The sequence below is a fragment of the Bradyrhizobium symbiodeficiens genome (assembly GCF_002266465.3).
GTDB lineage: Bacteria > Pseudomonadota > Alphaproteobacteria > Rhizobiales > Xanthobacteraceae > Bradyrhizobium > Bradyrhizobium symbiodeficiens.
Genome location: NZ_CP029427.2, coordinates 3,149,250 through 3,161,204, shown reverse-complemented (window position 1 = coordinate 3,161,204; position 11,955 = coordinate 3,149,250). Strand labels below are relative to the sequence as shown.

Here is an 11,955-nt window from a genome sequence, read left to right as displayed (position 1 = left end):
GTTTCGCCATGCTCATGCAATCCAGACTTGTCGCCCTCGTCGCTGCTGTCCTGCTGTCGACTGGCGCCGCTTATGCCCAGCACGGCACCAAGAAGAACGCCCCCGCTCCGGCGGCACAGCCGGCTCCGACGCAGCCGCAGGCCGACGGCTCGCCTGCGCAACAGGCCGGCTGGATCGTGCGCTGCACCAGTGCCAGCCGTGATGCGCCGCTCGAATGCGCGATGGAGCAGAACGCGGTGCTGACCAAGACTGGCCAGACCATCGTCCTGATCAACATCCGCATCGCGCCCGATACCCGCACGCCGGTGGCGCTGCTGCAATTGCCGCTCGGCCTCAACCTTCCCATCGGCGCCAAGCTCCAGGTCGACGAGGGCAAGACCGTCGACCTGCAGATCCAGACCTGCGAGAACCGCGGCTGCTACGCCTCTTCGCCGATCGCGCCGGACCTGCTTGCCGCGTTGCGGTCGGGCAAGCAGCTCAAGGTCTCCTTCCAGAACATGGCCAAGGAGACGATCGCGATCCCGATTCCGCTGGGCGATTTCGCGGCGGCCTACGACAAGATCAAGTAGTCCCGGATCTCTCTTGCCGACTGTGCCGCGGAAACTTTCCTTGCGGCCTATCCTTCGAGACGCCCGCTTTGCGGGCTCCTCAGGATGAGGTTTGGGGCGCGGCGAAATCTCAGACCCTGATGGTGAGGAGCCCGCAATGCGGGCGTCTCGAACCATGAAGGCCGGGCCCCCTCCTACTGCCGCGCCATCTGCGCGTTGCCGACGGCTTCGCCGTCGAGCTTCTGGTCATTGTGCATGGTGACAGTGACGCGCAGCAGCCGTCCGGCGAATTCGAACGGCGCCTCGTAATGTGACACGGGGCTGCCGCGGTCGCGGCCGATGTCGAGTCCGGACCACGAGATCAGCGTGTGAAAGCCGAGCTGGGTGTGGAGCGAACCCGCGGGCTCGCCGTCGATCAGCAGCGTATATTCGGTGACGCCGGTGCGCGAGCCCTTGGCGGGCGCCTCCTTGCGCACGAGGCGTTCGACGTGCACGCCGAGCCGGCGCGCGCCTGACGGCACCGAGCGATCGGAACGCACGATCTGGTGGCTGCCGCCGATGTTGAGATCGTGCACGAGATGGCCGTCGCTGAGATAGAGGCTGTAGCCCGACGTCGCATCGCCGTGCGAGATCAGCACGCCGTCGGCGCCGGCCTCGCCGATCTCGACATGCGCCTCGATCGTGTAGCTGCGGCTGCGCACGTCCGGCGCGACGTCGGTCGGCACGTGCCCCATGCCTGCGTGGAAGACGAAATGGTGGCGCGCGCCGTGGAAACGTGCGGCATTCTCGGCAAAGCGCGGCCCGAAGCGGTCGTCGAGGGGCAGCACCTTGTGCTTCTCGGCCTCTTCCCACCATGTCGCGATCATCGTTGCGAGACGCTCCGGCTCCTTCGTCGCGAGATCGTCGGTCTCGGAGAAATCCGCGTCCAGATGGAACAGCTCCCATTTGTCGTTCTCGAACGGCGTCCCCGACGGATGAAAGGCGACCGCCTTCCACCCCCCGTGCCAGAGACCGCGATGACCGAACATCTCGAAATATTGCGGCGAGCTCTTCGACGGTGCCGAGGCATCAGTAATCGAACGTGCAAAGCTCTCGCCTTCCAGCGGCATCTGCCGGCAGCCTGCGATATCGATGGGCGCCTCGATGCCGATCAGCTCCAACAGCGTCGGCGTGAGGTCGCAGGCGTGCACGAACTGGTGCCGCAGCTCGCCCTTGGCCGCGATCCTGTTCGGCCAGTTGATGACGAAGGGATCGCGGATACCGCCGCCATGGGTGTTCTGCTTGTAGCGGCGCAGCGGCGTGTTGGACGCCATCGCCCAGCCATGCGGAAAATTGCTGTGGGTGTCGGGCCCGCCGATGTCGTCGATACGTGCGAGCTTCTCGGCGATCGGCTCCGGCTTGAAGTTGAACGGTCCCATCGCGTTGACGAAGCCGAGCGGCCCGCCTTCCTGGCTCGCGCCATTGTCGGACATCACGATGATCACGGTGTTATCGCGGATGCCGGCCGTGTCGAGAAATGCGACGAGACGCGCAAGATGGCGGTCGGAATGGTCGAGCATGCCGGCAAAGGCCGCCTGCAGGCGGGTGAAAACGCGGCGCTCGTCGGCCGAATGCTCCTCCCAGGCCTTCACGCCGTCATTGCGTGCGGGCATCCGCGTATCCCCGGGCACCAGGCCCATCGCCTTTTGGCAGGCGAGACGCTGCTCCCGCTCGACGTCCCAGCCATGGGCGAAGGCAGCGTCATAGCTCCCGATGATCTCGGCCGGCGCCTGATGCGGCGCGTGGCAGGCCCCGAGCGCGACCCAGGTCAGCCAGGGCACGTCAGGACGATCGGCGACGTGATCGCCGATGAAGCGGATCGATTGGTCGATCAGATCCTCTGTCAGATGATAGCCGTCGGCATGGCCGCCCGGCGGATCGATATGCGTGTTGTCGGAGACGAGCTCCGGTGCGTACTGGTCGGTCTCGGCGTCGAGGAAGCCGTAGAAGCGATCGAAGCCGCGGCCGAGCGGCCAGCCGTCGAACGGGCCGGTGGCGCCGCTCTCGGTCAGCGGCGTGACGTGCCATTTGCCGACCATGTAGTTGCGATAGCCATGCACGCGAAGCATCTCGGCCAGCGTGCCCGCCTCGCGCGCGATCTTGCCGCGATAACCGGGATAGCCGGAATCGAAATTGGCGAGGCACCCGACCCCGACGGAATGATGGTTGCGCCCGGTGAGCAGCGCGGCGCGCGTCGTCGAGCACATCGCGGTGGTGTGGAAGCCGCTGTAGCGCAGGCCCTCTGCGGCGAGCCTGTCGATGGTCGGCGTCCTGATCGCCGAGCCGTAGCAGCCGAAATCGGAGAAGCCGACGTCGTCGAACAGCACCACGAGGATGTTCGGCGCCCCCGCGGGCGGCCTTGGCGCATCCGGCCACCAGGGTTTTGACTCCGCAACCGTCTTGCCGACGGTGCCGCCGAACGGCGTGCCGCTGCCTGCACTCATCTGATCCTCCCTGCCGGACCCGGTGTTTCATTGTCGTCGCGCCCGCGATTGACCCGCGGCCCGCCTCGCCCTAAATTATAATCAGAATTATGATTATGATTTTTGGCGGATGCAAGCACGGATGCGCCCACGGTCAGACCAGCCGGTGTTTCGCGATTTCGACCTGCCGGGCGTCGCCCCGTCGCGGCAGAAGCGCAGCCGAGAAACCACGCTGGCGCTGCTGCGCGCCGGCGCCGAGATGCTGAGGACACGCAGCCTTGCGGAGCTCTCGATCGAGTCGCTCTGCACCGAAGTCGGCGCCACCGTCGGCGCCTTCTACAGCCGTTTCGAGAGCAAGGAGACCTATTTCAACGCGCTGATGGCGCTGGCCACGCGCGACGGCGAACAGCGCCTTGCGGGGATCAGGCCGCCGTCACCCGATCCGGACCTCGAGAGGCTCTGCCATATCATCGTCAGCGGCATCATCGGCTGGATGCGCAACCACGAGGGCGTGCTGCGCGCCGCGCTTCAGCACGACGACACCCGTCCGGACAAATGGACGCCGTTCAAGGCGCTCGCGCAGGCCACCACCGCGCGTGCCACCCCGCTCCTGCTGCCGGCCATGGGCAAGGGCCGCAAGGCGGCAAAGACCCGCGCCATCGCCTTCGGCTTCCAGATCGTGCTGGGCACGCTGGTGAACGCGATCCTCAACGATCCCGGCCCATTGTCGCTGTCGTCCAAAGAAATGGAGACGCGGCTCGCCGGTTGCCTGGCGTTGCTGCTGCAGGCCGAGGTCGACCGCGCGCCTCCGAGATAGGCCTCTTGCTCCCGCTGTCAGCTGACAACGTCGCTCGCCCGCAACAGCGTCGTGAAGCCACCATAGATCATGCGCTTGCCGTCGAACGGCATGCCCTCCATCTTCAGCCGCGGATCCGCCATCACCTTCTTGTTCACGGCGTCGCGGGTCTCCCGGTCGCGGTAGACGATCCAGGAGAACACCACGACCTCGTCCTCCTTCGCCATCACTGCGCGCGGAAACGAGGTCAGTTCGCCGTAGGGAACGTCGTCGGCGATGCACTCGACGTAATCGAGCGCGCCGTGCTCCATCCAGATCGCGCAGGCGCTCGTCGCCAGCGTCTTGTAGGCCTCGACCTTGTCCTTCGGCACGGCCAGAACGAAACCATCGACATAGGGCATCACGGATCTCCTCGATTTGTGTGCCCCAAGGACGATGGAGCGCGCGGCGATCCGACCGGGGAAACGCGATTTCAGATGAGGCAAACGGTCGCGATCGGCGGCGCGGCCGGTGGACCAATCACTGTCACTGAGGGACCTGGAGAGCCGGACCTTGGAAGGCCCGGAGCTGGCTGGGGAACCTGGATTCGAACCAAGACAAACAGAGTCAGAGTCTGTTGTGCTACCGTTACACCATTCCCCACCGAAGCGCTTGAAATCGCTAAGCTTTCTTCGGAAGCTCTGCAGGGCGGGCTGATCGTTTTGCAAATCAGCGGCTCGCAGGCCGCTCATATAGCCGCGCTGACCTTCGCGGTCCAGCCCTTCTGTGAACATCGCCGGCTTGTTCTTGCTGCGTTCGCGTGGGCAAGACGGAGAGGTCTCAACCCTGCCCGAAGGAATCCTGCGGTCCTTTGCGGCTGTAGAACAGCGATCGGCGTGCCCGGTCGATCCATCGCTGCACCGAGAACTCGAAGGCGAGCGCGACCATCGTGGATGCGAGCAGGATGCCCAAGGTCTGAAACAGAATTCGCCAATGACTGACAATGTACGGATTGGTGAGCGTGACCGGATCAAACAGCTGCAGATTGATCGCGATCTGGATGAAGAGAAAATGCGAGGGATAGACGATGAGCGATCTCTTCGCGAACGTGTCCCGCGCGACCTTACGGCCGACGATCTGCATTCGAACATCATTGTGAAAGTGCTTTCACGACTTATATCCTCAAGGCTTCCTTCCGAAACCCGATCTCTCCTTGCGAAGAACCGTGCTCATTTTCTTCCTGCTCCTGATCGTGCCGTTCGGCCTATCGGCCGCGCGGTACTATTGGCTTGGAGATGGCCGCGGCAATTGGCAGACGGCCGACCGTTCCAGCGCGGGCCTGCTGCCGCCCGCTTCTTCCCATCCCGATGCCCTGATCCGGGTTTATGCGGCCCGAACGGTCCGGTGGCGAAGCATCTTCGCCGTCCACACGTGGATCGTCGTCAAGGAAAAGGATGCGACCAGCTATAGCCGATACGACTACACGGCGTGGGGCGAACCGATCCGGAGCAACGGCTTCGCCCCCGATGGAAGGTGGTTCGGCGCCCTGCCGGAAACCGTCGTCGCCGTAGATGGGCCACAGGCCGAGTTCCTCATTCCCAGGATCCGGACTGTGATCGAGACCTACAAGTTTCGAGCCTACGGCGACTACAGCGCCTGGCCGGGACCGAATTCGAACACCTTCGTTCAAGCCGCTCTTGATGCCGTGCCGGAGCTTCGCGCGGTTCTGCCGCCGACCGCGATCGGCAAGGATTATCCCTATTCCGGGGAATGGATTGGGCTGACCGCCTCGCGCACCGGCTTCTATGCCTCGCTCTCCGGCTATCTCGGCCTGACCCTGGGCTGGGTCGAAGGCCTCGAGCTCAACTTCTTCGGCGCCGTGCTCGGCCTCGACATCCGGCGGCCTGCCGTCAAGCTGCCGGGCATCGGCCGCCTCGGTGTTGGCGCCGGTCTATAGCGGCGGCCGAGACGGCGATTGGCGATGTTTCGGCGCGACGGCTAGATCGCGATGTGATCGAAGTCGGCGGCGATCCGGCTGTTCGGAAAGATCCTTGCCGCCTCGGCGAGGACCTCTTCGTCCTCATAGCGTCCCGACATATGGGTCAGCACGAGCTGCTTCACATTGCTCGCTGCCGCAAACGACGCCGCTTCTGCCGCGGTGAGATGCCCGTAGTCCCGCGCGGTCGACGCGTCACGATCGAGGAACGTTGCCTCGATCACGAGCAGATCGGCATCAGCGACGTGTTGCGCCAGCCCCTCGGTGGTTTCGGTGTCGCCGATCACGACGAGCCTCTTGCCGCCGCTCGGCGGACCCAGGACGTCTTCCGGATCGATCGTGCGATCACCGATCACGATGGCTCGTCCCGCAGCCAACTCTCCACGGATAGGGCCATCCGGCACGCCCAGGGCCGAAAGGCGTTCCGACAAGAGATGACGGCGCGCGGGACTTTGGAAGACGAAACCAAAACTGTCGGTGTCGCGGTGGCGAACCGGAAAGCAGGCGATGGTGAAGTCACCGGCATCGATGACCTGTCCTTCGCTCAAGGCTGCGAACTCGACAGGGATCGGCGCCCTGCCCGCACCCCACAGGCCCGCGAGCATCCGGATGACGATGTCGAGTGTGCCAAGCCCGCCATGAATGGTCATCGCGTCGGCACTCCGCCGCAATCCCAATGTTGAAAACAGACCGGGGATGCCCAGCACATGATCGAGATGCGCGTGCGTCAGCAGCACGCGGTCGAGCCGCCGAAAGCCGGCGCCACTGCGTAGCAACTGGCGCTGCGTGCCCTCGCCGCAATCGACCAGCATGCGCTGGCCCGCGGCCTCCACGAGGAGGGCCGGATGGTTGCGTTCGGCGGACGGAACACTTGCGGAGGTCCCGAGAAATGTCAGGGCGAACATAGTCGTCGTTTGTCCAGAGATGAAGCGGCCTTCCGCCCTGACGTCTCCGAGACCTTACAGCTTCACGACGACCTTGCCGAAGTGGGAGCCGGTCCGGAGATGGGCGAACGCATGGGGGACCTCGTCGAAACCGTACACCCGATCGACGATCGGGTGGATTGCCTTGTCGGTCAAGAAGCGATTCATGGCGGTGAAATGCTCGCGCGATCCGACGGTGACACCGATGATGTCGGCGTTCTCCCACTGAAGACGCGCGAGGTCCGGCTTCGGGCCAAACCCTGTCAAGACACCGATCTGGACGATCTTGCCGCCCGAAGCGACCGATCTCAGCGATCGGTCATAGGTGCCGGGTCCGCCGAGCTCGAGGATATGACTGGCGCCTTCGCCGTCCGTCGCCTTCATCAGCGCGGCATCCCAGTCAAGCGTGTCGCGGTAGTTGATGAGGATAGAACCGCCCAGCGTTTTGGCGCGGGCGAGCTTCTCATTCGAGGAGGATATCACGATCGCGCGCGCGCCCAGCGCCGCGGCGAACTGAAGGCCGAACAGCGCGACGCCGCCTGTTCCCTGGACCAGCAGCGTGTCGCCTTTGCCCATCCCGCCGCGAGCGACGAGGCCGTGCCAGGCCGTAACGCCGGCACAGGGCAAGGTCGCTGCTTCGACCGCGGACAAGTGCGCCGGCGCGGAGACAAGCGCGGTTGCCGGCAGCACGACATACTCCGCCAGCATTCCGTCCATGGTGTTGCCACCCAGGGCAGACGGAACATAGCTGGACTTGAATGGCCCCGCGACCCAATCGCGAAAGAACGACGCGACGACGCGGTCTCCGGGCTGCCACTGCGTGACGCCCGAACCGATGGCGTCGACGACGCCCGCGCCGTCCGACAACGGCACGCGACCATTCAGCCCGCCTTGGCCAACGCGGTCGAGGATCATCAGGTCGCGATAATTCAGGCTTGCCGCTTCGACCCGGATACGGACCTCGCCGCCGGCGGGTTCAGGTCGACTGACATCGGCCAGCACAAGGCCACCGGCACCGGCATCGTCGTTCAAATGGTAAGCTTTCATCGTTGCTCCTCCGCGATGGTGTTCACATGGACGAGCACGACCTGTAAGGTCTGACAGCACTGTCAGGGTCAAGAGGATTTTTCAGTGAAGATTGGTGAGCTCTCCCGCAGGACGGGAGTCAGTGTCCGGATGCTGCGTTACTACGAAGCCGAAGGACTGCTTGCGCCGCAGCGGACCGACTCCGGCTATCGCGATTATGGTCCGGTGGAAGAGGAGACCGTTCGGCGGATCAAAATGCTTGGCGCGGCCGGGATGACGCTGGAAACGATCCAGCAATTGCTGCCGTGCGTGCGGAACAACGATCCGGAATTCACGCCGTGCAACAATCTGCGCAGGATACTCGCGCAGCAGGTCAGCCTCATCGATGAACGCATCGAGACGCTCAGCCAAAGCCGGACGATTCTGGCGGGCTTCCTGTCAAGTGTGAACTGAGCGCCAAACGCCTGCTTGGCCTCACCGCCCCCAATGCCACGCGAGCAGCAGCGCGTACAGAGCCATCGAGGCGGCATAGAGCGCGGCAAGAAGTGCGTAGCCCGCGATCTGGCGACTGAGCGCGGCCTTCGGCGTGACCCACCAGTCGAGCGCCCTGAAGGCGGCCGGCACCAGCCACCAGCCGAGCAGCTGGGTGCTGACGAGATTGCCTGCGAACAGCGACAGCCAGACCGGCACGCCGTGACTGTCGATCAGCGGCGCGCTGACGAAAGTACCCCAGAGATAGACCACGGGATAGAGCACCAGGAGGACGATGAGGTTGCTCTTCCAGACCAGGCCCGCGCCTTGCTCCGGCGCTCGCGTCTTGCCGGCGGGAAACCAGAAATTGAAGCCATAGCTCGCGCGCTTCACATTCATGCCGGCATTGAAGCGCAGACCCTCCTCCAGCAGCGTCTGCCGCATCGGCGAGTCGAGCCAGGCATTGAGATTGGCATCGCTGTCGAACGACAGGATGACGATCCATTCGTCATGCAGGCCCAGAATCGGCCGTTCGATCTTGTGGCGCAAGAAGCCCTTGAACTTGGCCTCGGTGGCCTGGATGCGCTGCTGCCATTTGAGGAACGCGTCCTCGAGGCCGTCAGGCACCTTGAAAGAGATGACGGCCGACACCGCGCTGTCGCGCTGAACGCCGGTGTCGGGCAGGATATGGACATCCTCCGAACCGACGAAGAAGCGCTGCACCTCGGCGATCAGCCGCGTCCGCACCTCGCTCTGAAGCCAGGCGCGCGCAGCGGCTGGGCTCGCGAAGCGCAGGATTGTCACCCAATCCACATGCGCGGGCGGCTGAGGCGGCACCACCTCCTGCCCCAGGAACCCGGGCCAGGCCTTGAGCACCTCGCCCACCTCGCCGTTCCACCGCGCGAACGCCGCAAAGCCATCATCAGTGATGCGGCGCTGGATGACGAGGGCGACCGGCTGGCCGCCTGTATCAAGGGATGCGCTCATGAGCTGCCGTCTCAGCTTTTCTTATAGAGACGCTTGCCCATCACCCAGGTCTCGTCGACGCAGCGATCGTCGCCGACCATCATGACGGCGAACAGCATGCTCGCGGCCTCGTCCATCGTGCGCGGGCCGGCGCCGTCGGCGATCAGCGACTGGTGCCACGCTTGCGCGATCTGGCCGCCGTTCGGATCGAGTGCGACGAAATCGGCTTCCTTGCCCGGCTCGAAATTGCCGAGCTTGTCGTCGATGTAGAGGCCCTCGGCACCGCCGAGCGTGATCGACCAAAAGCCGCGATAGGGCGAGAGCTTGTTGCGCTCGGCCTCGGCCAAGTCCTTGCGCACGGGATCGATGCTGCCGTCGAGCAGCGTGTTGTTGCACATGCCGACTTTGTAGGCGTCATCTAACACGGAGATCATCGAGAAGCGATTGCCGCCACCCATGTCGGTGCCGAACGACATCTTCACACGGTGCTCCGGGTCGGTGGCGCGGCCGAGGCGGAACAGGCCGCTGCCGAGAAACAGGTTCGAGCACGGGCAGAACACCACCGCGGCGCCCTTCTTCGACATCCGGCGGAATTCGTTGTTCGAGAGATAGACGCCGTGGCCGCCGGAGAATTTCGGACCGACCAGGTCGAACTTCTCGTAGACGCCGAGATAGTCCTGGCAATCCGGATGCTCGACGAGGACGCCGCTGCACTCGGCCGGGTTCTCGGAGATGTGGGTGTTGACCCAGCAATCCGGATGCTCGTGCTTGAGGCGCTGGCACGCCTTGAGCAATTCTGGCGAAGCACCGAACGCGAAGCGCGGCGTGATGGCGTAGAGGTTGCGACCCTTGTTGTGATACTCTGCGATCAGCCGCTTGCTGTCGCGATAGAAATTCTCGGGCGTGTCGATGAAATCCGACGGCGCGTTGCGATCGATGCCGGTGAGGCCCGCGATCACGCGCATGTTGCGGCGGGCCGCCTCCTCGAACAGCTCTTCTGGGGAGACCGGCGAGGAGCTGGTGAAGGCCTGGCAGGTGGTGGTGCCGGACGCCAGCAGCGCGTCGAGGAAACGCTTGACGCCCTCGCGCGCGTAGTTGCGATCCCGGTACTTGAGCTCTTCCGGATAGATCCACTTCTGCAGCCACGGCAGCAGCTGCTCGCCATAGGCCCCGAGCACGCGGGTCTGCGGCAAATGGATGTGGCCGTCGATGAACCCGGGGACGATGATGCGGTCCTTGATATGGGTGATCTCGACGTCCGGATGCGCAGCAGAAACCTTGTCATAAGGACCGAACGCCTTGATGACGCCGTCGATGACGACCATGAGGCCGTCCTGGTGGAAACGTGCGGCGACCTGCTCGTTGCCGACATGCTTCCAGGGATCGTCGATGAAGTCGAAGAACGTGCCGCGAATACCGACGGTGGTCATGAACTGGTTCCTTCCTTAAGACTGTGTGGCGTGGTGCGCCGACGGCAGCGAGACCGCGAGCAGCGTGCCCGCGATGGCGCAGAGGCCGAGATAGAGCCATCCGATCGGCGCCTGGGTTGCTTCAGGCAACACCGCCGTGATCGCCATGGCGCCGCTGACGGCGAGATAGCAGAGCGCGCTGATGAGGCCACCGATCAGGCCGTGGTCGCGCTCGAACAGGCCGAGCGCCATGCCGTACATCATCGGGCACAGCACACCGCAGCCGCCGAGCACCAGCGCGCCGCCGATCGTTATCGACGCGAAATCGAGACCGACGGCCATGCCTGTTCCGGCCAGCACCGCCGCGCCGGCAACAAATAGCGCGAAGGCACCAAACCCCATCACGCGCGCGGACACGACGCGCGCAAAATGGGCGCAGCCGAGCTCCCCGGCGAGATTGACCGCGCCGAGGCCGAGCGCGACGAGGCCGTAGATCGCCGCGGAATAGCCGAGGCCGGTCTGGTAGAAGAACGGCGCGACGACGCCGAACGCCAGTTGCGCGCTGGCTGACGCGGCGAACACCAGTACGAAGGCCAGGAAGCCCGGACGAACAAGCGCGTCGCGCAGGATGCCGGCGGTGCGGCGCGGATCGAACGGCGCGCGCCGCTCGGCTTGCAATGTCTCGGGTAGAAACAACACGACGATCGCAGCGACGATGGCCGCGGCGACGGCAATAATGACGAAGACACCGCGCCAGGACGTCAGCTCGACGATGAAGCCGCCGGCCGCGGGCGCAAGCACAGGCGCGAGCCCCCAGGCCGCGCCCAACAGGCCGGAGATCGCCATAAGCTCGCGGCCGCGAAAGCAATCGGCGGCGACCGCATAGGCCACCACGAGGCAGGTGCAACCGCCGATGCCTTGCAGGAAGCGCAAGCCCAGCAGCAGCGAGGCGCTGGTCGCGAGCGCGCAGGCGATGCTCATCGCGACGAGCACGGCGAAGCCCGCAAGCAGGACGTTGCGACGGCCGAGCGTGTCGGAGGCGATGCCGACAGGCACCAGCGCCAGGCTCATGCCGAGCATGTAGGCGGTGACGGTGTTCTGCATCGCGGCGGGATCGGCGGCGAGATCCGCCACCATCTGCGGCAGGCCGGGCGTGTAGGCATCGAGCGGAATCTGGCTGAACGGGACGACGCACAGCAGGATCGGCACGATCCCCCGCTTCGCGCAACCGGCGTCCGAAGCAAGTGCGGTCATGAGCAACGCCCCCTTGATCTCCGCGTCCCCGTCTTTTCGTGCGCGCGTTGAGACGCGACGATGCAGGTTGCGGATCTTGACGCGCGGGAACGTGCCAGAACTGTGTGTAAAAACCCTTAGGGGTT

12 protein-coding genes and 1 tRNA gene are annotated in these 11,955 nt (G+C 64.7%); 4 read left to right on the top strand and 9 right to left on the bottom strand.

The genetic code is table 11. The features are described 5' to 3' along the window. Window positions 1-8 precede the first annotated feature (8 nt). Window positions 9-569: an invasion associated locus B family protein gene (locus CIT39_RS14420; RefSeq protein WP_162308504.1), complete on the top strand. Its 561-nt coding sequence runs from the start codon at window positions 9-11 to the stop codon at window positions 567-569. A gap of 173 nt (window positions 570-742) precedes the next feature. Here the strand turns inward: CIT39_RS14420 and CIT39_RS14415 are convergent, their stop codons facing one another. Beyond that, a complete protein-coding gene (locus CIT39_RS14415) occupies window positions 743-3,031 on the bottom strand; it encodes an arylsulfatase (RefSeq protein WP_094974657.1) in 2,289 nt (762 codons plus the stop codon). 121 nt (window positions 3,032-3,152) lie between these two features. On the opposite strand from CIT39_RS14415, the gene CIT39_RS14410 reads away from it, so the two are divergent. Then, window positions 3,153-3,827, top strand: a complete 675-nt coding sequence (locus CIT39_RS14410) for a TetR/AcrR family transcriptional regulator (RefSeq protein WP_162308503.1) — start codon at window positions 3,153-3,155, stop codon at window positions 3,825-3,827. 17 nt (window positions 3,828-3,844) lie between these two features. Here the strand turns inward: CIT39_RS14410 and CIT39_RS14405 are convergent, their stop codons facing one another. The 3 genes from CIT39_RS14405 to CIT39_RS14395 form a co-directional block, all read right to left on the bottom strand. After that, entirely contained in the window at window positions 3,845-4,207 is a 363-nt protein-coding gene (locus tag CIT39_RS14405; protein WP_162308502.1) for a DUF1428 domain-containing protein, read from the bottom strand. A gap of 167 nt (window positions 4,208-4,374) precedes the next feature. Next, window positions 4,375-4,448 (bottom strand) — tRNA-Gln (locus CIT39_RS14400). A gap of 177 nt (window positions 4,449-4,625) precedes the next feature. Next, window positions 4,626-4,928, bottom strand: coding sequence for a hypothetical protein (locus tag CIT39_RS14395; protein ID WP_094974660.1), 303 nt, complete (start codon window positions 4,926-4,928; stop codon window positions 4,626-4,628). A gap of 82 nt (window positions 4,929-5,010) precedes the next feature. Here CIT39_RS14395 and CIT39_RS14390 point away from each other — a divergent pair, with 82 nt between their 5' ends. Beyond that, window positions 5,011-5,742 (top strand): DUF3750 domain-containing protein, encoded by a 732-nt coding sequence (locus CIT39_RS14390; protein WP_094974661.1) that lies wholly within the window; start codon window positions 5,011-5,013, stop codon window positions 5,740-5,742. Window positions 5,743-5,783: 41 nt separating this feature from the next. Here the strand turns inward: CIT39_RS14390 and rnz are convergent, their stop codons facing one another. Together rnz and CIT39_RS14380 are read right to left on the bottom strand one after the other, a co-directional pair. Next, window positions 5,784-6,686, bottom strand: coding sequence for a ribonuclease Z (gene rnz / locus CIT39_RS14385; RefSeq protein ID WP_094974662.1), 903 nt, complete (start codon window positions 6,684-6,686; stop codon window positions 5,784-5,786). Window positions 6,687-6,740: 54 nt separating this feature from the next. Further along, window positions 6,741-7,751 (bottom strand): zinc-dependent alcohol dehydrogenase family protein, encoded by a 1,011-nt coding sequence (locus tag CIT39_RS14380; protein WP_094974663.1) that lies wholly within the window; start codon window positions 7,749-7,751, stop codon window positions 6,741-6,743. An 84-nt stretch (window positions 7,752-7,835) separates the two neighbouring features. Between CIT39_RS14380 and CIT39_RS14375 the strand changes: the two genes are divergently transcribed. Next, window positions 7,836-8,183: a MerR family transcriptional regulator gene (locus CIT39_RS14375; RefSeq protein WP_094974664.1), complete on the top strand. Its 348-nt coding sequence runs from the start codon at window positions 7,836-7,838 to the stop codon at window positions 8,181-8,183. Between the two features lie 21 nt (window positions 8,184-8,204). Here CIT39_RS14375 and CIT39_RS14370 read toward each other — a convergent pair whose 3' ends face one another. From CIT39_RS14370 to CIT39_RS14360, 3 genes are read right to left on the bottom strand one after another with little or no spacing between them, the layout of a single operon-like run. After that, complete coding sequence (locus CIT39_RS14370) at window positions 8,205-9,188, bottom strand: antibiotic biosynthesis monooxygenase (RefSeq protein WP_094974665.1); 984 nt, start codon at window positions 9,186-9,188, stop codon at window positions 8,205-8,207. A gap of 11 nt (window positions 9,189-9,199) precedes the next feature. Beyond that, the gene (guaD, locus tag CIT39_RS14365) at window positions 9,200-10,597 is read right to left on the bottom strand and encodes a guanine deaminase (RefSeq protein ID WP_094974666.1); all 1,398 of its coding nucleotides are present in this window, start codon (window positions 10,595-10,597) and stop codon (window positions 9,200-9,202) included. A 15-nt stretch (window positions 10,598-10,612) separates the two neighbouring features. Then, window positions 10,613-11,830, bottom strand: a complete 1,218-nt coding sequence (locus CIT39_RS14360) for a multidrug effflux MFS transporter (RefSeq protein WP_094974667.1) — start codon at window positions 11,828-11,830, stop codon at window positions 10,613-10,615. Window positions 11,831-11,955 lie beyond the last annotated feature (125 nt).